The sequence below is a fragment of the Sphingobium sp. RS1 genome, assembly GCF_056156825.1.
In genome coordinates this window covers 125765-150851 of record NZ_JBLZXE010000005.1, presented here as the reverse complement: position 1 = coordinate 150851, position 25087 = coordinate 125765, and the positions used below count along the sequence as shown (strand labels likewise).

Genomic DNA, 25087 nt, shown 5'->3' with positions numbered 1-25087 from the left:
GAAGTGATCAATCTCTCGCGTCAAAAAGAATTGGACTCGAGGAGATAGCGATGGTCAAGAAGCTCTACCCCGATGCTGCGTCTGCGTTGGAGGGCCTTCTCTTCGACGGCATGCATCTTTGTGCAGGCGGCTTTGGACTTTGCGGAATTCCCGAGCGGCTGATCGACGCGATCCGTGATTCGGGGGTCAAGGACCTCACCATCGCCTCCAATAACGCCGGGATCGACGGCGAAGGATTGGGCAAGCTGCTGCGCACGCGGCAGGTCAAGAAGATGATCAGCTCCTATGTCGGCGAGAACAAGGAGTTCGAGCGGCAATATCTGAGCGGCGAGTTGGAGGTGGAGTTCTGCCCCCAGGGCACTCTGGCCGAGCGCTGCCGTGCTGGCGGCGCTGGCATTCCGGGCTTCTACACCAAGACGGGCGTTGGCACGGCGGTGGCCGAGGGCAAGGAAGTGAAGAATTTCGACGGGCAGGATTATATCCTGGAACGCGGCATCTTTGCCGATGTCGCTATCATCAAGGGATGGAAGGCGGACGAGAGCGGCAATCTCATTTTCCGCAAGACATCGCGCAACTTCAATGCGCCGATGGCGACCGCCGCGAAAATCTGCGTGGCTGAAGTGGAGGAAGTCGTGCCGGTCGGCAGCCTCGACCCCGACGCGATCCACCTGCCCGGCATTTATGTGAAGCGCATGATCGTCGGGGCGCCTTACGACAAGAAGATCGAATTCCGCACCGTTCGCCAGAGGGAGACCGTATAATGGCCCAAGAAACCAAAGGCTGGACTCGTGACGAGATGGCTGCGCGGGCGGCCAAGGAACTGAAGGACGGCTTTTACGTCAACCTCGGCATCGGCATTCCGACGCTGGTGGCTAACCATATCCCCGCGGGCGTCGAGGTGACGCTTCAGTCGGAAAACGGCATGCTGGGCATCGGGCCTTTCCCTTATGAGGGCGAGGAGGATGCGGACCTGATCAACGCGGGCAAGCAAACGATCAGCGAACTGCCGAACAGCGCCTATTTCTCCAGCGCGGACAGCTTCGCTATGATCCGGGGTGGGCATATCGACCTGACCGTGCTGGGTGCGATGGAGGTTGCCGAAAATGGCGACATCGCCAACTGGATGATCCCCGGCAAGATGATCAAGGGCATGGGCGGCGCGATGGATCTGGTCGCGGGCGTCAAGAAGATCATCGTCGTGATGGAGCATACGTCCAAGGATGGCAGCCCCAAGTTCATCCCGGCCTGCACCCTGCCGCTGACCGGCAAGAATGTGGTCGACATGATTGTCACCGACCTGTGCGTTTTCCAGCGGCCCGATCATGATAGCCCGTTCAAGCTCATTGAGCTCGCGCCGGGCGTGACGGCGGAGGAAGTCGCCGCTAAGACCACGGCTCATTACGTATGTAGGGTACGGCCAACATGAGCACCACCGCGGTGCGTTATGTCTCTCACTTCGGGGCCGGCGTGGATGACGGCGGCAAGGGTGACAAGAACTTCCTTGGTGGCAAGGGCACCAATGTCGATGGCATGCCGGCTATCGGCCTGCCGGTGCCGCCGGGCTTCACCATCACGATCGCAATGCGCACCCGCTATTATCAGGATGGGAGCGTCCTTCCGGAGAGCCCGAATGCGGATGTTGCCAACGGCATCGTCCGTATTGAAGACGTAACCGGCAAAAATTGTGGCAACGCAGCCGATCCGCTGCTCGTCTCCGTCCGCTCGTGCGCGCGCACTTCCATGCCAACATGATGGACACCGTCCTCAACCTTGGCCTCAAAGACGAAACCGCTCTCGGGCTCGCCGCCGCGTCAGGTGACGAGCGTTTTTTCCCCTTGGGCAGCGATCACCGTTTCATCGAGATGTACTCCGACGTGGTGCTTGGGCTGTGCCATGGCGCGCTGGAGGAAGCCTTCGAAATCACGAAGGAAGATCATGGATACACGCTCGACACTCGAAGACCGCCCACGTTTGGAAGGAGCTCGTCACTGAATAAAAAGACCTTGTTTCACGATCTCGCCTCGATCGCGTTCCGCGAGCAGACTGTCCTCGATTATGTCTCGGTGTCGCCCTATCGCGCTCCGATTGTTCGTCGGGCCGTTGCGCAAGCGGCGGTTAGCAAAAAGATAGCCAATAAAATCGCCTCCCTTCGGAGATCGACTTTTCCGCTGAAGCCGAGGATTTAATAAATGACGCCTCATTCAGTTCCAGCATTGCCGATCTCGCAAAACCCTGATGTCCGGTATCTCGGCCGGCTGTTGGGTGATGTTATCCGGGCTTATGGCGGGGAAAAACTTTACCAGCAGATCGAATATATCCGTTCGGCCTCGGTCGACCGCGCGCGCGGTATCCATGGGGCGGATGTGGTGGACAGCGGAGTGGGGGCGCTGAGCCTCGACAACACTCTGTCCTTCGTGCGCGGCTTCATGCTGTTTTCGATGCTCGCCAATCTGGCGGAGGATCGGCAGGGCGTTGCGGCTGAACCGGGGGCCGATGTGGCCTCTGCCGTGGAAAAGCTCGAGTCACACGGCATCGACCGGGGCGCGATCCTGGACCTGCTCTCTCGCGCCCTAGTTGTGCCGGTGCTGACCGCCCACCCGACCGAGGTGCGGCGCAAGAGCATGATTGACCACAAGAACCGCATCGCTGAGCTCATGCTGCTAAAGGATGCGGGCCGCAGTGACACCGATGACGGTGAAACTCTGGATGAGGCTATCTTCCGCCAGATCGCTTTGCTGTGGCAGACACGTCCGTTGCGCCGGGAAAAGCTGTTCGTCGCGGACGAGATCGATAATGTCCTCGCCTATTTGCTGGATGTGTTCCTGCCGACCTTGCCCGCCCTTTATGCGCGGTGGGAGCGGTTGCTGGGAGCCCGCCCACACAGCTTCTTACGCGTGGGCACCTGGATCGGCGGAGACCGCGACGGTAATCCCTTCGTGCAGGCGCCGCAACTGCGCCTCGCCCTCGCCAAGGGCTGCGATGGTGCACTTGGCTATTATCTGGAGGCGCTTCACGCGTTGGGTGCCGAACTTTCCCTATCGACCGAATTGGCCCATGTGTCGCAGGCCCTGCTCGGTCTAGCCGCGGCCAGTGGCGACCCGTCACCGAGTCGACAGGACGAACCCTATCGCCGCGCCATCTCCGGCATTTATGCTCGGCTAGCCGCCACCTATTGCGTGCTCGTGGGAAAGCCCCCTTCCCGCCCCTCGCCTCTAAACGCGAAGGCTTATGCCGCCCCCGCCGATCTGCGCAGTGACCTTATCATCGTGGCGCAGGGTCTGGCGAGCGCAGGAGACGGGGCGCTGCCCACCGGCGGTGCGCTCGACCGCCTGATCCGTGCGGTCGAGACCTTCGGCTTCCACCTTGCCGCGCTCGACCTCCGGCAGAATAGCGACGTTCATGAGAGGGTCGTCGCCGAACTGCTGAAGGTTGCAGGGGTCGAGCCGGACTATGCTGCGCTCGACGAACATGCGCGCATGGCATTGTTGCGCCGCGAACTGGCGAGCAATCGGCCGCTCGGCACGAATTCCTCGGAATATTCGGAGCAAACCGCATCCGAGCTCGCCATCGTGCACGCCGCCGCCGACGCCCATCGCGCCTACGGCCCGCAATGCATTACCCACTATATCATCTCCAAGGCGGAGAGCGTTTCGGATCTGCTGGAAGTCAACATCCTCCTCAAAGAAGCGGGCCTCTGGCGCGCCGGAGCAGATGGCGCGCCGCCGCAGGCCGCGATCATGGCAGTGCCGCTGTTTGAAACCATCGCCGACCTTGAAGCTGCGCCAAAGATCATGAGCGCTTATTTCGGCCTGCCCGAAATTGCGGGCTTGGCGCAGGAACGCGGTCATCAGGAAGTGATGATCGGCTATTCCGACAGCAACAAAGATGGCGGCTACATCACCTCGACCTGGGGGCTGTATCAGGCGAGCCGCGCGCTGGCCCCGGTCTTTGCGCAAGCGAGAACCGCCATGCAGCTTTTCCACGGGCGCGGCGGAGCGGTGGGACGGGGCGGCGGCTCTTCCTTCGCGGCGATTCAGGCGCAGCCCAAGGGGACAGTGCGGGGCCGAATCCGCATTACCGAACAGGGCGAAGTGATCGCCGCCAAATTCGGCTCGCGCGATGTAGCCACAAGCAATCTCGAAGCGATGACCAGTGCCACTCTGCTCGCCAGTCTCGAGCCGGAAGCCATTTCAGACCGCGACGCGGCGCGTTTTGCCAACGCCATGGACGAGCTGTCGAAGACTGCTTTCGCCGCTTATCGGAACCTTGTTTACGGGACTGCAGGGTTCAAGGAGTTTTTCCGCCAATTGACCCCGATCCAAGAGATTTCCGGCCTCAAGATCGGCTCGCGCCCGGCCAGCCGTACGAAGAGCACGCGGATCGAGGATCTGCGCGCCATTCCTTGGGTGTTCAGCTGGGCACAGGCGCGGGTGATGCTGCCCGGCTGGTATGGCGTGGGTCATGCGCTAGCCGCATTCGAGGACAAGGTGCTGCTGGCCGACATGTCGCAGCACTGGTCCTTCATGCAATCGGCGCTCGCTAACCTGGAGATGGTGCTGGCGAAATCCGATATGGGTATCGCCGCGCACTACTTGTCGTTGATCGAGGATCAGGCGCGAGGCACGGCGATCTTCGATCGTATCCGTAAGGGGTGGGACATGACGCATGACGGCCTACTCACCGCAACGCGTCAGTCGCGCCTGTTGGAAAAGAACCCTAAGCTCGACAGCTCGATCCGCCTTCGTCTGCCCTACATCGAGCCCCTTAATTCGCTTCAGGTCGAACTGATGAGGCGCCACCGCACCGGTGAGGATGATCCGCGCATCAAAGAAGCCCTCGAACTGTCGATCAACGCCATCGCCACAGCTCTGCGCAACAGTGGCTAAACCGCACCCGCTTGAGGTGGCGGATATACTCCGCCGCCGCCGCTGTGCCACACCGTGAGTGGCCGCCTGGCAGCGTGATGTTGATCCAAGCGGCGGATAACTATGGCTCTCCTTGCGCAAGCCGACTGCATCGCCGTCGTGCTCTCATGATCAGGGCCGTGGGGAATAGCGCTCGCTCATGGCGCCGCCGGTGGGCCGCAGTCGTATCGCGCGCTGAACTGGGCCTCGACCATTTCGAGGGGCGCTCTTGGACCGGACTATCCACACGCACTCATGACAGTTGCCTGTGCCTTTCTGCAGACGACAAGGCCGCTCAGATGGAGCAGAAAAAGAGAGTCTGAGGGCCACCGCCACAACCGGGCCGCCAGCTGTCCGCCAGGTCATCATTGAGCGCATGTCACGACCGCCGCTGAGCCCTTGCCCACATTGTCGGGGGAAATTTCATAGCTATGCAGCCCACGCTTCAGCCAAAGTAATTGCTGGACATTCAGTCGCTGAATGCGTGCAATCACGTTCGGTGAGAGCGAAAGCTACGCTGATTAACCGTAACCGGTGTTCTCAGGCCACGGCGGTCCATGGCATGAGTTCGCCGACGGCGCTGGCCGGATGACCCGCAGCCAGCTTACCGAGCGTTTCGGTCAGCCAGGTGTGCGGATTGATACCGGATATCTTGCAGTTCTCGATGAGCGTGGCGATGACCGCCCAGTTGTCGCCGCCTTCATCGGAGCCGGCGAACAGGGCATTCTTCCGATTGAGCGCGAGGGGTCGGATTGAGCGTTCGACGGTGTTGCTATCGAGATCGATGCGGCCATCATCGAGGAAGCGGGAGAGGCCATCCCAACGGGTGAGCGCGTATCGGATTGCCTCGCCGAGCTTGCTCTTGGCGCTTACCTGGCGGTTCCGCGCACCGAGGTATTGGTGGAGGTCATCGACGATGATGCGACTGCGTCCACTGCGGATCAACCGGCGCTGTTCGGCAGGCAGCCCTCGTACCTCGTCCTCAATGGCATAGAGCTGGGCGATCCGGCGCAGCACTTCGGTGGCGACTGGCGAGCTGTCGGCCAGTTCGTAGAATTTGCGGCGCACATGGGCCCAGCAAAAGGCGAGGTGGATCTGGTTGCGCCGCCGGGCGAGCGCGGCGTAGCCACCATAGCCATCGACCTGCAGGATGCCGACGAAGTCGCCCAGGTGCGTTTCCGCCCGCTCGCTCTTGCGATCGGCAGCATAGACATAGGCAACCATCGGCGGATCATCGCCGCTCCACGGGCGATCATCGCAAGCATAGGCCCATAATTGCCCGGTTTTGGTCCGCCCTCGACCGGGATCAAGCACTGGTGCGGTGGTCTCGTCGGCGAACAGCCGCTCGGATCGCCGCAATCGCTCCAGGATATGGTCGCGCAGTGGGCGCAGGTACCAAGCCGCCCGTCCCACCCAGTCGGCCAGCGTCGAGCGATCAAGCTGGATGCCTTGGCGGGCGTAAATCTGTGCCTGTCGGTACAACGGCAGGTGATCAGCGTACTTGGCGACCAGCACCTGCGCGATCAGCGCTTCGGTAGGAATGCCGCCCTCGACGATCCGTGCCGGCGCCGGGGCCTGCACAATGGCACTCTCGCACGAACGGCAGCCGTAGCGCGGACGGCGCGTGACGAGCACGCGAAAGGTGGTGGGCACGACATCGAGACGCTCGGCCACATCCTCGCCGATCTGGTGGAGTGAACCCTCGCAGCAAGGGCAAACCTTGTCCTCGAGATCGACAACCTGTTCGATCCGTTCGAGATGGGAAGGCAGTGATCCGCGGTTGGTCTTGCGCGGCCGATCCGCCGGTGTCCGCTTCGCCTTGTCGCGGGCCTGCTCGGCCTGAGCTAATGCTGTCTCGACTTCTTCCAGGGAGAGCTCGAACTGGTCGGGATCGAGCTGTTCGGAACGGCGGCCGAAACGGTGGCGTTGCAAGGCATCGATGATGGCCTTCAGGCGCTCGACCTCGGCCTGGAAAACCTTGAGAGCATCAAGCTCGCGGGCCTGTTCGAGGACGAGCGCACGGAGCGCTTCGACGTCGTTGGGAAGGTCCGCTTCCATAAGCATGAGGGCAGTGAATCAGCAGACGAAAGCCCCGTCAACCGGCAATCTGCGGAGCAATCGGGCGCCGCCCGCCATGCACTCGGCGCCAGTCCAGACCTTCCAGCAGAGCGCCCAGTTGCGCCGCCGTAAGACGCATCACGCCGTCCTGGATGCCGGGCCACTTGAAACCGCCGGACTCCAGCCTCTTGGCCATCAGGCACAGGCCGGTGCCGTCCCACCAGACCAGCTTGATCCGGTCGGCGCGCTTCGCCCGGAACACGTAGATCACGCCCGAATAAGGATCACCGCCGTACTCAGCACCAACCAGCGCCGCAAGCGAATCTGCACCCTTGCGAAAATCTACCGGGCGCGTCGCCACCATCACCCGCGTACCAGGCCCTATCCCGATCATCGATCACCATCAATTCCTGGGCCCTGCAGAGCTTGGATAACGGCTACCACCAGATCGGTCCGGGCCGCTTGCCCGATCCGGACAACGGCACCACTGACCTCGACCTCTACAACCCCATCGTGCGAACCCGGCGGCGATGTCTCGCCAACCACGGGCACGAACATCGGCTCGTGACGGGGCGGAATCTTGCTGGCCTCTACCGCGTAACGCAGCTCCCGCCGCCATGTGTATAGCAGCGCAGTGCTGACATCCCGCTCGCGTGCAAAGGCAGCGACATTGTCGCAACGCTCCATCTCCGCAACCAGCGCCAGCTTCTGCTCCAGCGTCCAGGCACGCCGTCGTCCGGCCATCCCGCTGAGAACTTCAACCCGTCGAACTGGCTTTGGAGCCACTCCAGTGTGGGTGTCCAATGCGGTCGTAAGGATGGCGTCGTCCATCCTCGCATCTCTGCCTGAGCCACCAAATCAGACAAGGTGGCGCCAGAACACCGGTTACGATTAACCAATGCGAGCCGCGCTCCCTGAACGTGGAATTACGACCTTGATAGGGTGCCGTATCCGTCCACTCACCCTTTCATCGCGGTCAGTCCGAGCTTCGAAAGCAGCGCACTATCCTTGTCATCCCCGGCGTTAGCGGCCGTCAGCAGCTTGTCGCCAGTAAAGATGCTGTTCGCGCCCGCCATGAAGCAGAGCGCCTGACAGGCTTCGCTCATGCTCTCACGGCCCGCCGAGAGCCGCACCATCGAATGCGGCATAACGATCCGCGCCACGGCGACCGTTCGGACGAATTCCACCTCATCGATCTTGGCGAGCGGCGTGTCCTTCAGCATGTCGCCCAGCACGGTTCCGGCCACCGGCACCAGCGCGTTGATCGGCACGCTCTCAGGATGCGGCATCGTGCCGAGCGCATGCAGGAAACCGATACGGTCCGAGCGCGTCTCGCCCATGCCGACGATCCCGCCGCAGCAGACGTTGATCCCTGCGTCGCGGACATTCTCCAGCGTCTCGATCCGGTCCTCGAAGGTTCGGGTCGTGATGACGTTGGCGTAATTTTCCGGCGAGGTGTCGATATTGTGGTTGTAATAGTCGAGCCCGGCATCGGCGAGCTGCTTCGCCTGATCCGACGACAGCATGCCCAGCGTCATGCAGGTTTCGATGCCCATCTGGCGCACGCCCTTCACCATCTCGATGAGCTTGGGCATGTCCCGTTCCTTGGGGTTGCGCCATGCGGCACCCATGCAGAAACGGCCCGAACCATGGTCCTTCGCCTGCGCCGCCGCCTGCAGCACGGCCTGCACATCCATCAGCTTGGTGGCCTTGAGCCAGCTTTCCGCTTCGGTTGACTGGCTGCAATAGCCGCAATCCTCCGGGCAACCGCCGGTTTTGATCGACAGCAGCGTAGACAGCTGCACCTCATTGCGCGGGAAGTTCGCGCGATGGATCGACTGCGCCTCAAACATCAGGTCGTTGAAGGGCAGGTCGAACAGTGCGGCGATCTCGTCGCGGGTCCAGTCGGTGCGGCATTCATTCATTTGTCGACGCCCGCCCGCGCCAATATCTTGCGTGCTTGCAAAAATTTGGAGCATCAATCATTTTTCCTTCCAACATAAGCACACCCGCATTTGGCGCTTGATGAAAGGCTGCCACGATCGCGCGTGCCTGTTCAATCTGCGCTGCAGTCGGCGTGAAGGCGGCATTGATAATCGGAACCTGCAAAGGATGGAGCGCCATCATCCCTGTAAAGCCGTCATGAGCCGCGCGAGCGGCATAGGTGGCCAGACCTGCTTCATCCTTGACCGTGGGATAAACGGCCTCGATCGCGGCTATCCCGGCAGCATGCGCGGCAAAAAGAGACACAGCCCTCACCATCTCGTAAGGAGCGGTAGGAACCATTTGGATGGCGGCTACCAACAGCGCCGATAGGTGCGGGCAGGTTCTCAGCACCCCAGGTCAGACCAACAAAATGCTGCCGGACCGCGCCATAGCTGCTGAGTTGAAAGACCGCCGCAGGCGTCTCGGAAGCAATCGGCAATATTGCTGCAACCGGGAGCATCTCCTATCTTGTCGATCAACGCAGTAACACTTGGCGCTGCTTCCGCCTTTGGCAGAGCGATCCCGTCAGGACGCCCAGGCAGCACGGCGCGAGATCGGTATCGGTCAAGTCGTTGATCGAAGTGCGACCCACTTCCTTCTTTGCTGGCGCGACAAAATCCTCCAGATCGAGGATCAGCGCATCGGCGCCGCTCGAGGCAGCCTTCGCGAAACGCTCGGGCCGATCGGCAGGGACGAAGAGCAGCGAGCGTAGGTTCAAGCCTCGCTGCCTTTGATCAACGTCATGCGCAAGCACTGACATACGACCTCGTCGCGCTGGTTGATCAAGCGATGTGCGAAAGTGACTATGCCTGCGCCCGGACGCGACTTGCTGGGCTTGAGGTCCGTCACCTCGGTTTCCGCGCGCAGCGTATCGCCGATGAATACGGGCTTGGGCATCAGCAGCTTGTCATAGCCGAGATTGGCGACAAGCGTGCCGAGCGTGGTGTCGCCGACCGACAGGCCGATCATCAGCGCGAATGTGAAGGTGCCGTTGACGAGGATCTGCCCGAACTCGCTCGCCTTCGCGGCTTCCAGGTCGATGTGCAGCGGCTGCGGATTGTGCGTCATCGTGGAAAATAGAAGATTATCCGTCTCCGTCACCGTGCGCCGGATTTCGTGGCGCAGCGTCTCGCCAACCGACCATTGGTTGAAGAACTTGCCCGCCATCAGGCCCCCTCCCCCTTCTCGATCTTCACCAGCAACGTCCCTTCGCTTACCTGTCCGCCCTCGCGAGCATTGAGTTGTGCGACGGTGCCGTCAAACGGCGCGGTCAGGCTATGCTCCATCTTCATGGCCTCCAGCGTCAGCAGCTTCTGTCCCTTGGTGACGGCTTCACCCGCCGCCACGGCAACGGCAATGACGCGGCCCGGCATGGGCGAAAGGATCGCACCGTCCGACGCATCCGCGCCCGCAGCGCCAGCCGCGCGCCACGGCGTGAGACACCATACCTGGCCGCCCTGCGCCACCAGCACATCGTCCGCGCCCTCGCCGCCTTGGCGCGGATCATAGCTGATCGTCACCGCCTCCCCATCGAGCAGGAAGGTGCCTTCGCTCCGCACCGGCGCATTGAGGCGAAAGCCCGCCAAACCGCCGCCCCGCGTCAGGCTAGCTGCGGCATCCGCCAGCGCGTCATCGCTTGGCCGGGCGGGCGGCATCAGCGCTTCGCCTTCGCGGCCGATCAGTCCCGTATCGAGCCGCGCGGCGATGAAATCGGGATGCTCCAACGCTTTCACCAAAAAGCCTGCATTGGTCTTGAGCGGCCAGACTGCGCTTTCATCGAGGGCCTGCGTCAGGGCCGAGCGGGCGGCGTCCCGAGTGGGGCCATGAGCGATGACCTTGGCGATCATCGGGTCATAGAAAGGCGATATTTCCGCACCCTGCTCGACGCCGGTATCGATGCGGACACTCTCATCGCCCAACTCAAACGTATCGAGCCTGCCGATCGATGGCAGAAAGCCCTTGGCCGGGTCTTCGGCATAAAGGCGCGCTTCCATCGCCCAGCCGTTGATCGACAGTTCATCCTGGCTCTTCGGCAGCTTTTCGCCCGAAGCGACACGTAATTGCCATTCGACCAGGTCCTGCCCGGTGATCTCTTCGGTCACGGGATGCTCGACCTGCAGCCGGGTGTTCATCTCCATGAACCAGATGCGGTCGGCCTTTAGCCCTTCCGATCCATCGGCGATGAATTCGATCGTGCCTGCGCCGACATAATCGACCGCCCTTGCCGCGTTGACCGCCGCCCGGCAGACCGCAGCGCGCGTCTCCGCATCCATCCCGGGCGCGGGCGCTTCCTCGATCACCTTCTGGTGACGGCGCTGGAGCGAACAGTCGCGCTCGAACAGATGGACGACATTGCCATGGCTGTCGCCAAACACCTGCACCTCGATATGGCGCGGGTTGGTAACCCATTTTTCCAGCAGCACCTGGTCATTGCCAAAGCTCGACGCTGCTTCGCGCTGGCAGGAGAGCAGCGCGTCGGCAAAGTCGGCAGCGCTATCGACCTTGCGCATTCCCTTGCCGCCGCCGCCAGCAACCGCCTTTATGAGGACAGGATAACCGATCGCGTCGGCCTCCGACTTCAAGCGCTCCGGTGATTGGTCATCGCCCAGATAGCCGGGCGTGGTAGGCACGCCCGCTTGGCTCATCAGCCTTTTGGCTGCGTCCTTCAGGCCCATGGCCGTGATGGAGGAGGGATTGGGACCGACCCAGATCAGGCCAGCGTCTGTGACGGCCTGCGCGAACTCGGCATTTTCCGAAAGAAAGCCGTAGCCGGGATGGACCGCCTGCGCGCCGGTCTGCTTGGCTGCGGCTATGATCTTGTCGCCTAGCAGATAGGACTCGCGCACCGGCGACGGCCCGATATGCACCGCCTCGTCAGCTGAGCGGACGTGCAGCGCCTGCGCATCAGCATCGGAGTAAACCGCGACGGTGCGGATGCCCAGACGCCGGGCGGTTCGAATGATCCGACAAGCGATTTCGCCACGATTGGCAATGAGGAGAGATTGGATCATGGCCCTCACATCCTGAAGATGCCGAACTCTGGCCGGTCGGCGATCGGCGCGTTCAGCGTTGCAGCGAAGGCGAGGCCTAGCACGTCGCGGGTTTGCGCCGGGTCGATGATGCCATCATCCCACAGGCGCGCGGTGGCATAATAGGGGTTGCCTTCATGCTCATATTTTTCGCGGATCGGCACCTTGAAGGCTTCGGCATCTTCGGGCGACCACTTGGCCGCATCACGATGGACGGTGGCGAGGACCGACGCAGCTTGTTCGCCGCCCATCACCGAAATCCGGGCATTGGGCCAGGTGAACAGGAAGCGCGGCTGGTAGGCGCGACCGCACATGCCATAATTACCCGCGCCAAAGCTGCCGCCAATCAGCACGGTGACCTTGGGCACCTGCGCCGTCGCCACCGCCGTCACCAGCTTCGCGCCATTTTTGGCGATGCCTTCCGCCTCATATTTGCCGCCGACCATGAAACCGGAGATGTTCTGGAGGAACAACAGCGGAATACGCCGCTGGCAGGCCAGTTCGATGAAATGCGCGCCCTTGACCGCGCTTTCGCTGAACAGCACGCCGTTATTCGCCAAAATTGCGACCGGCATGCCCCAAATGTGCGCGAAGCCACAGACGAGCGTGGTGCCGTAAAGCGCCTTGAACTCATGGAACTCGCTGCCGTCCACGATGCGCGCGATCACCTCGCGCACATCATAGGGCGCGCGAACATCCTGGGGGATGACGCCATAGAGATCGCGCGGATCAAATTTGGGCGGCTTCACATCGCGCAAATTGACGTCCGGCTTCAGGTCCGGCTGAAGCGTCGAGACGATATCCCGCACGATGCTGAGCGCATGATCGTCATTCTCCGCGACATGATCGACCACGCCGGACTTGCGGCCATGTAGGTCGCCGCCGCCCAGATCCTCAGCCGAAATGACCTCCCCCGTCGCAGCCTGTACCAGCGGCGGACCGGCGAGGAAAATCGTCCCCTGATTACGCACGATCACCGTCTCGTCCGACATGGCGGGCACATAAGCGCCGCCCGCCGTGCAGCTTCCCATGACACAGGCGATCTGCGGAATGCCGCGCGCGGACAGATTCGCCTGATTGTAGAAAATGCGGCCGAAATGCTCTTTGTCGGGAAATACTTCCGCCTGATTGGGCAGGTTCGCGCCGCCGCTGTCGACCAGATAGACGCAGGGCAGACGGTTTTCGAGTGCGATCTCCTGCGCGCGCAGATGCTTCTTGACACTGATCGGGTAATAGGTCCCGCCCTTCACCGTCGCATCGTTACACAGAATCATCACCTGGCGGCCGGACACCCGGCCAATGCCCGCGATGACGCCCGCGCCGGGCACCTCGTCATGATAGAGCCCGTTCGCGGCGAGCTGGCCCACTTCCAGGAACGGCGAACCGGGATCAAGCAGCCGCTCGACCCGGTCGCGGGGCAGCAGCTTGCCGCGTGCCGTGTGCTTGGCGCGCGCGCGCTCCGATCCCCCCTGCGCGGCGACGGCGACCTTCTCGCGCAACGCCTCAGCCAGGGCGTGATTATGCACAGCATTGGCGCGAAACTCATCGCTCTCCCGCGATAGCTTGGTTTCCAGAACCGGCGCACTCATGCCCCGATCAGCTCCCGGCCAATCAGCATGCGACGGATCTCATTGGTGCCCGCGCCGATGTCCAACAGCTTGGCGTCACGCATGTAACGCTCGACCGGCCAGTCCTTGGAATAGCCCGCCCCGCCTAGTGCCTGCACCGCCTCCAGCGCGGTCTTCATCGCATTTTCCGACGCTAGCAGGATGGCCCCCGCCGCATCGAAACGCGTGGTCTTGCCCGCGTCGCACGCCTTAGCTACCGCATAGACATAGGCGCGCGCGCTGTTGAGCGCGACATACATGTCGGCGATCTTCGCCTGCATCAGTTGAAACGCCCCGATCGGCTTGCCGAACTGCTTGCGCTCCCGGACATAGGGCAGCACCACGTCAAGGCAGGCTTGCATGATGCCGAGCTGGATACCCGACAGCACCGTGCGCTCATAGTCGAGGCCCGACATCAGCACACCGACGCCGCCGTTCAGCGGGCCCATGATATTGTCTTCCGGCACCTCGCAATCCTCGAACACCAGTTCCGATGTCGGAGAGCCGCGCATGCCGACTTTCGCGATCTTCTGCCCGATCGAAAAGCCCTTCATCCCCTTTTCAACGATGAAGGTGGTGATGCCCTTTGATCCTTCACCGGTCTTGGCATAAACCACCAGCGTATCCGCATAGGCCGCATTGGTGATCCAGAATTTCGTGCCGTTAAGGACATAACGGTCGCCCTTCTTCTCGGCCTTGAGCTTCATCGCCACGACGTCGGACCCGGCGCCCGCCTCCGACATGGCGAGGCTACCGACATGCTCGCCAGAGATTAGCTTCGGCAGATATTTCGCCTTCTGCGCTTCATTGCCCCAGCGCCGCAACTGGTTGACGCAAAGGTTGGAGTGCGCACCATAGGAAAGGCCGATCGAGGCCGATGCGCGGGCCACTTCTTCCTGTGCGACGACATGCTCCAGATAACCAAGACCAAGGCCGCCAAATTCCTCCTCAACGGTGATGCCGTGCAGGCCAAGATCGCCCATCGCGGTCCATAATTCGTCGCGGGGGAACCAGTCCTTTTCGTCGATCTCGGCTGCCAACGGAGCAATCTTGTCGGCGGAAAAACGCGCCGCGCTCTCCCGGATCATGTCGGCATTGTCGCCAAGCGCGAAGTCGAAATCGGTCATGGAAGCTCTCCTGTCGATCCGCATTCTAGCGCGCCGCATCCTTAAGGGAAAATTGAACTTTCCCTAACAATATCATTGATAATATCTATACACATGCTTCAGTCGCAAGTGCCGCATGCACCTAGCCGGGATAATTTATGCTCGACCGCTATCTTCTGCGCTATTTCCTGGCCGTCGTCGACCACGGCAATTTTTCACGCGCGGCAGGCCATTGCAATGTGTCGCAGCCGACGCTTTCCATCGGCATCGCCAAGCTGGAGCGGACGCTGGGCATTGCTTTGTTCGTGCGCTCGAATCAGCGAGTGGAACTGACCAGCGGCGGCACCCGCTTTCTGGCTCATGCGCGGCGGATAGAGCGCGAGTTCAACCTGGCGATGCAATCCATGGACATGGCCGAGGCGCTGCTCGCCCTGCGCCTCGGCATCCTTTCCAGCATAGCGGGCGATATCATCGCCGCATCGGTGGCGCGGACACGTCCGGAACGGCAGCACAGGTTTGAACTGCTGTTCGGCACCGAACGGGAACTGAACGGTCACCTCGCCAAGGGGCGTATCGACATGGCGCTCACTTTGGTCGATCGCGGCGGCGACCGCTTTCTCGAGCAACCCATCTTTACCGAAGGCTATGGATTGGCGCTGTCGGCGGAACATCCGCTCGCCGGGCTAACTGAAATCAGTGCGGATCAGCTAGCGAATGACGTGATGATCGTGCGCCGCCATTGCGAGGCGTTATCCGATACTAGTCGCTTTTTCACGGAACGTGGCGTTCGACCGCATTTCGCTCTGCGATCGACTAATGACGAGCGGGTCATACAAATGGTCCGCGCGGGCTTAGGCATTACCGTGATGCCCAAGAGCTACCGTGCGGACGGCGTGGTGCGGCCTAAACTCACCGGATTTGACATGACGCGTACTTTGGGCTGGGCGGCGGCACAGGACGCGGAAGCCATGCTCTGCGAACCGCCACCGCTGCTCCGGGAGATCGGAAGTCAGCTTGTGGATGGAAACTAGGACATAAGGCCCATAGCTGAACGGTTCGCGCTCTACCGCGGTGTAGATGCCCGCACATGCGTCTTTAGCGTTTAGCCCAATCACGTGTCGGAAACGCAATATGGAATTTATTTTCCATAGATGATGTTGACAACATATAAGTGCCATTTATTAAAAGGCTAATCCTATAGGTTTGCCGGAGATTGATCGATCCCAGCCAGCAGGTAGTCCTTGTAAACACACCGATATTGCGCACCGTGGGCTATGGTTCGCTCGTTTGTCGATGACGGCGTAGTCATCAAGGAGGGTAGTGGTGATAAGAACCTGTTCGTAAAGAAATAGGTAGGGCCAACTTTGGCGCCGCGGCATGCCCAGACACTCCAGCAGCCGGGCGATCAATCAAATCAGGCGATGGTCGGCGGGCCTCAACGAAGTAGGCTCTTTGTATGGATCCGAAGAAAATGTCGGAACTTCCCGCCTTGGTGGCGCGGAAACGGCATGCGCGCGGGTAAGCAACCTAATGTAAGTTAATGCACGCTGCCGCGCTATAAAGGCCGTGGAAGGCAGAAGAGGTGCTCGGAGAATCCAGGATTGGGCACTCCGATTGAGGCAGCTCTTCGATCATGTGGGGTGCAGGCATGATTTTCGACAGTTTGTTAGCTGCCAAATTGACGGCGGGTGACCCGTAGTTCTGTTGTGGAGGTTTATTGAACATGACGACGATCGATCGACGCCAAGCGCTTGGGTTCGCTACCGGCGCCGCTGCCACGCTCGCCGTGCCAGCGGGTGCCCGGCGGGTCAGCAATGGCCGTTTTTTGTGGGGCGCCGCCACCGCCGGCTATCAGATCGAAGGAAACGCACCCGCGACCGACATCTGGCTGCTGGAACATATGACGCCGACCATCTTCGCCGAACCATCGGGCGATGCCGACGACAGCCTGCATCGCTGGCGCGAGGATATGGCCATTGCAAAGGCAATCGGCCTCAACTGCTATCGCTTCTCTGTCGAATGGTCGCGGATCGAACCGGACAAGGGTCAGTTCAGCATCGCCTATCTCGATTTCTATAAGGAGATGATCGACCATTGCCGCGAACTGGAGCTAGCTCCGGTCGTCACCTTCAATCACTTCACCACACCGCGCTGGTTTGCTGCCTCGGGCGGATGGACTCAGACCGACGCGGCAGCACTGTTCGGGCGCTATTGCGATCGTGTGGCCCGGGCGATGGCAGATGGCATCAGCCATGCCGTGACGCTGAACGAACCCAACCTCTCGCTTGGAGGAAACCTGTCGGCGTTGCAATTGGGTGGCGCTTCCCGGGCCAAGATGCAGGCGATGATCGCGGCGGCTGCCAAGGCCAGCGGATCGGATCGGTTCGATGTGCTCAACTTCGGCGATCCAGAGCCGATGATGCCCGGGGTGATCACAGGTCACAAGACGGCCCGCGCGGCGATCAAGGCGGTGCGCGGCGATTTGCCGGTGGGCCTTAGCCTCGCCATCACCGACGATGTCGGCGTGGGACCGGGCAATCTGCTCAAGCGCAAACGCCAGATCGTCTACGAACCATTTTTCGCGCTGGCGCGGGACGATGATTTCATCGGCGTGCAGACCTATGGGCGGCAATATATCGGTAAGGACGGCCCGGTAGATGTTCCCGCCGACATGCCAAAGCGCCCCAACGGCAAGGAATGGTTCCCCACCGCGATCGGCAACACCATACGCTACGCGCATCAGGCCACGGGTAAGCCCGTGCTGATCACCGAAAACGGCATCGACGCCAGCGATGATGCCGAAAGGCAGAAGTTCATTCCGGAGGCGATCGCCTCGGTCGAGGCGGCGATGCGCGACGGCGTGCCGGTCGAAGGCTATATCCACTGGTCGCTCCTCGACAATTTCGAGTGGATGCTCGGCTACGGGCCGAAATATGGACTCGTTGCGGTCGATCGCACTACCTTCAAACGCACACCCAAGCCCAGCGCCGCCCTATTCGGCCGGATTGCCAGGGCGGGCGGCATGGCTGCGTGACAGCCTCCGTCTCCTGGCAGCCTCAACCGTCGGCAAGAAGCTGACGCCCTGCTCCAGGCAGTCGCACATGGATCAATCTGATCTATCGAAATTTATTTTCCTGGTTTATATTGTATGGAATAGGATATCCATTTATGAGCCTATCTATTCCAAAGCTGGCGCAGAATAGTGTTGAGCCTATGGATTTAGATCCTGAAACGAAGCCTTCGGTACGATCGGAGCCAACGTGACCTTCAAATTCTGAAGCGGTTCCAAATGTTAGACCGAAGATCGCGAACGTTACCGCTCGCGGCCTTCATGGTTTTAACCGAGCCGGTTACTCCGCCAGCATGAAGACCGCCTTTTTAACGAAGTCCCAAAGGGGAGCGGCTTTGAGGAAGATTGACAGGTCCTACGCCATTTCGGCTCCGCAAGGCTGGTTTTCAGTTGCCGGGATGTGGCTGGCGATTGGCATCGTCGCTGTGACGGTTGCCTACACAGTGCTGACACAGACCCTCGCCATCATTCCGGTAGATGCTGTTGGCTGGTTGCTGCAAACCCGAGACTCGCAGGCTGCCATATTGCTGCTTTCGGCGGTCCGGGACCAGTTTGGCCTGTGGAACATAGCCATTGCGGTCGCTGCCTGCTTAATCGCGTTCACCGCCGCTTCTCGCTCGGCGACATATCGAGGGACCTGGCGAATATTGTTTCGCCTCTCCGCGATCGGCCTTCTGGCATGCATCATAACTGCGCTGTGGCTGATATCCGCCGTGGCGGATTCGGGTGCATCGACGTCGCCATTGCGGTCCATGTTTCCTTACCCCAGCGCAGACGATCGCCCGGGTCGGACAGTGATCTATGGGCGGCCTGACGGGGTCGCCTTGGCGGCTGATCTCTACCTTCCATCGCACAAATTGCCGGGCCCAAAACCGGTTGTAGTTAGAATCCACGGAGGTGGCTTCGTATTGGGGAAGAGGGGGGCGAACGCACATACTCAATATCTGGTCGATCAGGGTTTCGCGGTGATGGATATCGACTACCGGCTCGCCACCCCGACATTTCACACCTGGGACAAGGCGGTCGGCGACGTCGGGTGCGCCCTTACGTGGATCGCGATTGAAGGGCGTTCGGTCGGCCTTGATCCAGATCGGGTCGTGACCCTGGGCGATTCCGCAGGAGGCAACCTCGCCATCAACGCAGCTTACATGATCGCCAATGGAACGATGACGCCGACCTGTAACAGTTCCGCCGATCTTCCCAAGGTGCGCGCCGTCATCGCCCATTTCCCTGCGGTTGATATGATCCACGGAGCAACCGATACGGCGCTGGGCCGATTGGTTGGTCAATATTATGTCGGCGGCACCCCTCGCCAATTTCCCGATCGCTATCGCGCGATCGATTCCGCTTCTCATCTCTCCGCTCGCGCTCCACCGACCCTGATCTTCCAGGGCAATCGCGACCACCTCGTTCTGGCGGGACCCGTGAGAGCGTTCGCCCGTCGTGCCGAACGGGTCGGTGTTGAAATTCGCTATGTCGAATATCCCACGCTCGAACATGGGTGGGGAAACTCGAACTATCCCACGCAAGCGAGCGGCGAGATCATGGTCGCTTGGTTGCGGACCAGGTTTGGGAAATAAAGGCCCGTCGAATGCGGCGCCGTCACCCCAAGGCGGCACGCGGAGGAATCAGGAGAATATGATGAAATTATTGCATCTCGCGGGCCTGTTGTCGGTTTCGATATTGGCAACGCCCGCCGCAGCTTTGGCCCAGCCTCCATCGGCCGCGACGACAGAACCGCCATCGGTGCGTCTCTACGGCAATGCATTGAAGTGCAGCGCTAAAGCGGAGGTGTGGAACAACTTCGAAGAGGCGGGCCTTGTGGTTCGCAACGTCACATGCCCGACGATGACGCCGGTTCTGCCCGATCCAGACAAGGCGACAGGCGCTGCGGTGATCGTGGCACCGGGCGGTGCGTTCATGGCATTGGCGATCAAGAATGAAGGATGGGACGTGGCCCGCGCGCTGGCCGACCGTGGCATTGCCGCGTTCATTCTCAAATACAGGCTCCTGCCCACGCCCACGGACTTGGCCGAGGCGCGCAGGTTCATATCTCAGAAGGTCGCCGGGATCATCGCCAATCCCTATGACAATGAGGTCGTCAATATCAGCCTCGCCCCTACTGACGGCAAAGCCGCCGTGGCGTGGGTTCGCGCCAACGCCGCGAAGTACGGTATCGACCCTGACCATGTCGGCATGATCGGGTTTTCGGCAGGAGCCATGACCGTTCGCCGGGTGGGCCTCGATGCCGATGCCGCGTCGCGTCCTGCGTTCATCGGGTATGTCTATGGACCGCAAGACGCGGAAGTGGTGCCCGCCGACGCGCCGCCGATGTTCGACGCAATCGCGCTTGACGACAATCTGTTCTCATCCAAGGGTTTCCCGATCGTACAGGCCTATCTGGACGCCAAGCGGCCTGTCGAAATTCACGGATACCAGAAGGGCAATCACGGTTTCGGCCTTGGCGTTCCGGGCACTACCACCACCCTCATGATCGATCAATTCACAGCGTGGCTCCGCATGCAGGGATTCCTCACGCAAAAGGATGCCAAGTGATCCTTGAAACATTTTATTCGGGAGATAGCTGCGATGGGGACGACGCGGAGACAGTTTGGGATGGGCGTTGCGGCGGCGGCAGCGTTCGCTGGGGTCGATACCGTTGCAGCAGCGGCGGCGCGGCCCCAGGCAACTGATGATCTTATGTCGGTGGTTCATCCACAGCTGAGAGCGGCGGTTCAACAGGCGCAACCGTTGCTGGACAAGGATCCGCCGCTGACGGCGGCGACGCTGGCACAGGCTCGGTCGAGCGCAGATGCAATGTCGCGCGCGCAGACGCCGCTACCGGACGTAGCTTTTGTCGAACGCTGGATCGCTGGCCGGGCTGGTAGTCCGGACGTCAGGATTTACGTCATCAACGCAAAGCCCGGTCTTGGTCGCCCCGGCATCCTGCACACGCACGGCGGGGGCTTCGTTCTGGGCAACGCCAAAAACGAAATCCGTCGGTTGCAGGGCATTGCGCGGGAACTCGATTGCGCGATCGTAACGGTCGACTATCGCCTTGCACCCGAAACCATCTGGTCAGGATCGATCGAGGACAATTATGCCGGGCTGAAATGGCTGTACGCCAATGCATCGTCGCTCGGCGTCGACCGCAGCAAAATCGCGGTCATGGGGGAGAGCGCAGGCGGAGGCCATGCCGCGCTGCTTGCGATTACCGCCCGCGACCGTGGAGAGGTGCCGCTGGCCTTCCAATGCCTGGTTTATCCTGAACTGGATGATCGTACCGGCAGCACGCGCATCCCCCCGGCCCATATCGGGAGGCTATTTTGGACCGCCCCGAAAAATCGCTTCGCCTGGGCGTCCTTTCTGGGCCAGGCACCGGGTGGGCGTGTTGTTCCGCCTGCCGTCCCGGCACGGGTCGAAAATCTGGCGGGCTTGCCGCCGACCTGGATCGGCACCGGCGGCATCGACCTGTTTGTCGAGGAGAACATCGCCTATGCGACGCGGCTGACGCAGGCGGGAGTCATGACCGAGTTAGTGGTCGTGCCGGGAGCGTTCCACGGTTTCGATCTGGTGCCCGACCTTTTGGGAATTGAGGTTCCGATCGTCGAGGGGTTTAAACGGGCAAAGATCGCGGCATTGCGGGAAGCTTTGATCAACGCCTGACCAAGCGTCTGACTCAACGGCGTTTCAACCACAGAGCGCTTTGAACCGGCACCAGGGAGATGCCGGGTTGAGGCGGCCTGCATGATAAGCCAGCTTGGCGGACTCGGACTAAACACCCGGCAGCTTATAGTCCCGATACTGCTCCCGGAGCTTCGTTTTCAACAGCTTGCCGGTCCCGGTATGCGGAAGCGCGTCGACAAACAGGATATCGTCAGGCAGCCACCATTTGGCGAGCTTCCCCGCCAGATAAGTCTGGATTTCGGTGGCGCTCACCTTCGCATCCGGCTTCCGAACCACCAGTAGCAATGGCCGCTCGTCCCACTTTGGATGCGCCACCCCGATCGCTGCGGCCTCGGCCACGCCAGGACAGCCCATCGCAGCATTCTCCAGTTCGACCGAACTGATCCACTCGCCACCCGACTTGATGACGTCCTTCGCGCGGTCGGTAAGCTGAAGCTCGCCCCCAGGATGCAGCACGGCGATGTCGCCCGTGTCGAACCAACTCTCGGCATCGATGCAGGGTCCGCTTTCATCCTTGAAGTAGCGCGCCACCGTCCACGGCCCCCGAACCTGAAGCCGACCGGAAGTCTTGCCGTCGCGGGCAACCGCCCTCCCCTCGTCATCCACCAGCCTAAGCTCGATACCAAAGGGGGAACGCCCCTGTTTTGAGATAAAGTCCAGCCGCGCGTCGTAATCGCGGTCATCCCAATCGGCCGGTAACGCGCAGACGGTGCCGATCGGCGACAGCTCAGTCATTCCCCAAAGATGGCCGAACTGGACGCCCCGGTCCATATATTGTTCGATCATCGCGCGCGGCGCGGCGGAGCCACCACAGGAGATCATCGCAAGCTTGCCAAGATCGCGTTGCTCACCCTCGATATGCTGCAGCATCGAAAGCCAGACCGTCGGCACTGCGCAACTATGGGTGACGCCCTCTTCGATGATCAGCTTATGGAGGACCGCGGCATCGTTGACCATCGAAAGAACAAGCTTTGCGCCGACTGCGGCGGCAGAGAAAGGCAGGCCCCACGCGCTGGCGTGAAACATAGGGGTAATCGGCAGGGTCACCGTCCGTGCCGAGAAGTTGAATACGTCCGGCTGAACCTGAGTCATCGTGTGCAGCAGGGTCGATCGATGCTCGTAAAGCACGCCCTTCGGATTACCGGTCGTGCCGCTGGTGTAGCAGAGCATCGCCGGTTCGCGCTCGTCGCCCTCATACCAATGATAATCGCCGCTTTCGGTCGCCAGCAGAGTGTCGAATTCTTGCTCAAACACAATGAAATGCTCAATCGAACTCAGCCTTGGTTTCAGCCGCTCGACAAGCGGCGCGAACGCCGCATCGTAAAGCAGCACGCGATCCTCGGCATGGTTGGCGATGTAGACGATCTGATCGTCGAACAGGCGCGGGTTAATGGTGTGCATCACTCCACCCATGCCGATCGTGCCAAACCAGGCAACCAAGTGGCGAACATGGTTGGCACCGAGCGTCGCCACCCGATCCCCAGGTTCTATACCCATCCGATCGAGCTTCTGCGCGAACCGCCGCGCATCGCCGACGACGCCCGCCCATGTGCTGCGGGTGATGCTGCCATCGGCTTGATAGCTGACGATCTCGCGGGGGCCATGCTCACGGGCTGCATGATCGAAGAGCCTCGTAAGGCGAAGGGGCCAATCCTGCATTCCGCCGAGCATTTCTTCTCCTGTTTATCTGCTTTTTGCGGCACACGCCAACCTGCGGTGCCGTCCTTGGATCGATCTTCCAGATGTTGCGGCAGGCTCAGCAGGGACTCCGCCCTAGCCTCGCCCTCCATATATCAGATCCGATGGCCGCCTCGGATTTCCTAGCGGCGGACATCACCAACGCTGGTGCCCTTTTACAAAACGGCACACGGACCGAGATATCCATTGGAACGACCACACCTACCATCCTGCGTGTGCATAAAGTATAGCTAAGTTCAGGACGGTAATTTTGTCAATATATATTATGGAATGATATTTCTATTTAAAGATCGCCAGTCGCCGGGATGAGCTCCCGCGGGGCTTAGCCCGTGGTGGCAGATGATCCCGCCTCAGAAACGCATCGGCGTGGTTGGGGACGCCTTTAAACGGCTAAAACGTCCTGCCGTAATGGAGCTCTTCTATCAAGGCTATTGACGGAATGATAATTCTATATCAAAATCCCGCGGCCAGTCCCTGATAGCGATTGGCAACGAGTTTGCCGATGCGGGACGCGAATGCGCGCCGTATCGCGCACGCGATACGAGACAACGGATCGATAAAGGAGTGGATATCTTGTGAACGAGGCGACGACCGAAGGCATGCCGCTCACCCATCCTATTTCCGCAACAGGAAAGGTTGGCACCGGTCGCCTTATCACCCTGCTGATTCTGCCTACCGTCGGCATGTACGCCACCTTCCAAGGCCTTCAGCAGATACTCATCCCTGCGCAGATGGATGCGCTCGACCCCGTCAACAAGGTGGCGAATCTGGGTTTGTTGACGACACTCAGCGCCGTATCCGCCGTGATCTCGCTGCCAATGGGCGGTGCCGTATCGGATCGAACACGCAGCCGCTGGGGACGGCGGACGCCTTGGCTTGCCGCAATGGCGCTACTGTCAGTCGTCCTGATGATGTTCATGAGCCAAGCGAACGCATTGCTTCCTTTCGCTCTGATCTATGTCACGCTTTGGTTCACCATGAATTTCTATCAAGGTGCTCTCACAGCTGTGCTGCCGGACCGTATTTCGCGCGAAAAACGCGGCATCGCGTCGGCGATGATCGGCCTCAGCGTGCCGATCGGCATCATCTTTGGCGTGAACGTCGCGGCACGCGCAGACACGACAACCAGCTATGCGGCCATCGCGACTGCGTTCGTGGTGCTGACTGCCGGCTTCCTGATCTTTGCGCCCGAAGGCCCCTTCAGGGCTGAAAAACTTCCCCCCGTGGCAGAGAAAATAAAGCTTTCACGGCGTATCGCCGACTTCTTCTCAAGCTTCCGGTCACGAGACTTCACGTTCGCCTTCCTGTCGCGCGCGCTGTTGTTCGTCGCCTATTTTTCCGTCAGCGGCTATCTCTTCTACTTCGTGCAGGACGAGATCGGGGCAGCCGCCTTGCCGCAGCACAGCGCGAAAGTCGCGATAAGCATATTGAGCACCGTCAACATGGTGGCCTGGATCGGCGCAATCTTCGTGGCGGGCTGGCTGGCCGACCGGCTGCAGAGGCATAAGCTGATCGTTGGCGTTTCGGCGATCGGGCTAGGCCTGTCGCTGATCGTCCCCGTCATCGCACCCAACTGGCACGGCATGCTGGTCTATTCGGTGCTGAGCGGCATTTTCTTCGGAACCTACATGGCGATCGACCTGGCACTTATGTCGTTCGTCCTGCCGGAGGAAGAGGCGGCGGGCCGCGACATGGGGATATTGGCAGTGGCGACGGCCGCCCCACAATTGGTTTCCCCGGCCATTGCAGGCGGCCTGATCCTAGCCTTCGGTTATGGCGCGCTCTATCTGTTCGGCGCTGTGACCGCCCTTGCCGCAGGGATCAGCGCATTCTTCATCCGGGGCGTGCGCTGAGGGTCGGCCAAGTCATTTTCCCGTCAGATCTCGTCATTTGACGACCCGAAGAATGCGTAAAACTAAAAACAATTAGCGCCTGATCCGAT

18 protein-coding genes and 2 pseudogenes are annotated in these 25087 nt (G+C 60.9%); 10 read left to right on the top strand and 10 right to left on the bottom strand.

The features are described 5' to 3' along the window. Nucleotides 1-50 precede the first annotated feature (50 nt). The 4 genes and pseudogenes from ACNHGR_RS24750 (at nucleotide 51) to ppc (ending at nucleotide 4886) form a co-directional block, all read left to right on the top strand. A complete protein-coding gene (locus ACNHGR_RS24750) occupies nucleotides 51-761 on the top strand; it encodes a CoA transferase subunit A (protein WP_475289661.1) in 711 nt (236 codons plus the stop codon). Continuing rightward, nucleotides 761-1426, top strand: coding sequence for a CoA transferase subunit B (locus ACNHGR_RS24745; protein ID WP_475289659.1), 666 nt, complete (start codon nucleotides 761-763; stop codon nucleotides 1424-1426). The genes ACNHGR_RS24750 and ACNHGR_RS24745 overlap by 1 nt, the downstream gene beginning before the upstream one ends. After that, nucleotides 1423-1993 (top strand): annotated as a pseudogene (locus ACNHGR_RS24740) (pyruvate, phosphate dikinase); the annotation flags it as partial. The gene ACNHGR_RS24745 and the pseudogene ACNHGR_RS24740, both read left to right, overlap by 4 nt. Nucleotides 1994-2189: 196 nt before the next feature. Then, on the top strand, nucleotides 2190-4886 hold the full coding sequence (gene ppc / locus ACNHGR_RS24735) for a phosphoenolpyruvate carboxylase (RefSeq protein ID WP_449470441.1): 2697 nt from the start codon (nucleotides 2190-2192) through the stop codon (nucleotides 4884-4886). A gap of 558 nt (nucleotides 4887-5444) precedes the next feature. Here the strand turns inward: ppc and tnpC are convergent. The 9 genes and pseudogenes from tnpC to ACNHGR_RS24690 all read right to left on the bottom strand — a co-directional run bounded on the left by tnpC (nucleotide 5445) and on the right by ACNHGR_RS24690 (nucleotide 14711). Then, nucleotides 5445-6968 (bottom strand): IS66 family transposase, encoded by a 1524-nt coding sequence (gene tnpC / locus ACNHGR_RS24730; protein ID WP_438860449.1) that lies wholly within the window; start codon nucleotides 6966-6968, stop codon nucleotides 5445-5447. Nucleotides 6969-6999: 31 nt separating this feature from the next. Continuing rightward, nucleotides 7000-7356, bottom strand: a complete 357-nt coding sequence (gene tnpB, locus ACNHGR_RS24725; RefSeq protein ID WP_449470443.1) for an IS66 family insertion sequence element accessory protein TnpB — start codon at nucleotides 7354-7356, stop codon at nucleotides 7000-7002. Beyond that, nucleotides 7353-7793, bottom strand: a complete 441-nt coding sequence (locus tag ACNHGR_RS24720) for a transposase (protein ID WP_449470445.1) — start codon at nucleotides 7791-7793, stop codon at nucleotides 7353-7355. Before ACNHGR_RS24720 ends, tnpB begins: the two co-directional genes overlap by 4 nt. A gap of 128 nt (nucleotides 7794-7921) precedes the next feature. Beyond that, the gene (gene bioB / locus ACNHGR_RS24715) at nucleotides 7922-8887 is read right to left on the bottom strand and encodes a biotin synthase BioB (RefSeq protein ID WP_449470446.1); all 966 of its coding nucleotides are present in this window, start codon (nucleotides 8885-8887) and stop codon (nucleotides 7922-7924) included. Continuing rightward, nucleotides 8884-9666 (bottom strand): annotated as a pseudogene (locus ACNHGR_RS24710) (HpcH/HpaI aldolase/citrate lyase family protein). The gene bioB and the pseudogene ACNHGR_RS24710 overlap by 4 nt, the downstream one beginning before the upstream one ends. After that, nucleotides 9663-10115, bottom strand: coding sequence for a MaoC family dehydratase (locus ACNHGR_RS24705; RefSeq protein WP_449470448.1), 453 nt, complete (start codon nucleotides 10113-10115; stop codon nucleotides 9663-9665). The pseudogene ACNHGR_RS24710 and the gene ACNHGR_RS24705 overlap by 4 nt, the downstream one beginning before the upstream one ends. Beyond that, nucleotides 10115-11959 carry an acetyl/propionyl/methylcrotonyl-CoA carboxylase subunit alpha gene (locus ACNHGR_RS24700; RefSeq protein ID WP_475289656.1) on the bottom strand — a complete coding sequence of 615 codons (1845 nt, stop codon included), beginning with the start codon at nucleotides 11957-11959 and terminating at the stop codon, nucleotides 10115-10117. The genes ACNHGR_RS24705 and ACNHGR_RS24700 overlap by 1 nt, the downstream gene beginning before the upstream one ends. A gap of 5 nt (nucleotides 11960-11964) precedes the next feature. After that, nucleotides 11965-13566, bottom strand: coding sequence for a carboxyl transferase domain-containing protein (locus ACNHGR_RS24695; RefSeq protein WP_449470451.1), 1602 nt, complete (start codon nucleotides 13564-13566; stop codon nucleotides 11965-11967). Continuing rightward, nucleotides 13563-14711, bottom strand: coding sequence for an isovaleryl-CoA dehydrogenase (locus ACNHGR_RS24690; RefSeq protein ID WP_449470452.1), 1149 nt, complete (start codon nucleotides 14709-14711; stop codon nucleotides 13563-13565). Before ACNHGR_RS24690 ends, ACNHGR_RS24695 begins: the two co-directional genes overlap by 4 nt. 137 nt (nucleotides 14712-14848) lie before the next feature. On the opposite strand from ACNHGR_RS24690, the gene ACNHGR_RS24685 reads away from it, so the two are divergent. The 5 genes from ACNHGR_RS24685 to ACNHGR_RS24665 all read left to right on the top strand — a co-directional run bounded on the left by ACNHGR_RS24685 (nucleotide 14849) and on the right by ACNHGR_RS24665 (nucleotide 21426). Then, on the top strand, nucleotides 14849-15721 hold the full coding sequence (locus ACNHGR_RS24685; RefSeq protein ID WP_475289653.1) for a LysR family transcriptional regulator: 873 nt from the start codon (nucleotides 14849-14851) through the stop codon (nucleotides 15719-15721). A gap of 692 nt (nucleotides 15722-16413) precedes the next feature. Continuing rightward, nucleotides 16414-17724, top strand: coding sequence for a family 1 glycosylhydrolase (locus ACNHGR_RS24680; protein WP_475289651.1), 1311 nt, complete (start codon nucleotides 16414-16416; stop codon nucleotides 17722-17724). Between the two features lie 371 nt (nucleotides 17725-18095). Then, nucleotides 18096-19340 (top strand): alpha/beta hydrolase, encoded by a 1245-nt coding sequence (locus ACNHGR_RS24675; protein WP_475289649.1) that lies wholly within the window; start codon nucleotides 18096-18098, stop codon nucleotides 19338-19340. Nucleotides 19341-19401: 61 nt separating this feature from the next. Further along, nucleotides 19402-20316, top strand: a complete 915-nt coding sequence (locus ACNHGR_RS24670) for an alpha/beta hydrolase (protein WP_475289647.1) — start codon at nucleotides 19402-19404, stop codon at nucleotides 20314-20316. 60 nt (nucleotides 20317-20376) lie between these two features. Next, the gene (locus tag ACNHGR_RS24665; RefSeq protein WP_449470461.1) at nucleotides 20377-21426 is read left to right on the top strand and encodes an alpha/beta hydrolase; all 1050 of its coding nucleotides are present in this window, start codon (nucleotides 20377-20379) and stop codon (nucleotides 21424-21426) included. Nucleotides 21427-21534: 108 nt separating this feature from the next. Here ACNHGR_RS24665 and ACNHGR_RS24660 read toward each other — a convergent pair whose 3' ends face one another. Continuing rightward, nucleotides 21535-23118 carry a long-chain fatty acid--CoA ligase gene (locus ACNHGR_RS24660; protein ID WP_449470463.1) on the bottom strand — a complete coding sequence of 528 codons (1584 nt, stop codon included), beginning with the start codon at nucleotides 23116-23118 and terminating at the stop codon, nucleotides 21535-21537. Between the two features lie 602 nt (nucleotides 23119-23720). On the opposite strand from ACNHGR_RS24660, the gene ACNHGR_RS24655 reads away from it, so the two are divergent. Further along, nucleotides 23721-24998 carry an MFS transporter gene (locus tag ACNHGR_RS24655; protein WP_449470465.1) on the top strand — a complete coding sequence of 426 codons (1278 nt, stop codon included), beginning with the start codon at nucleotides 23721-23723 and terminating at the stop codon, nucleotides 24996-24998. Nucleotides 24999-25087: the final 89 nt, after the last annotated feature.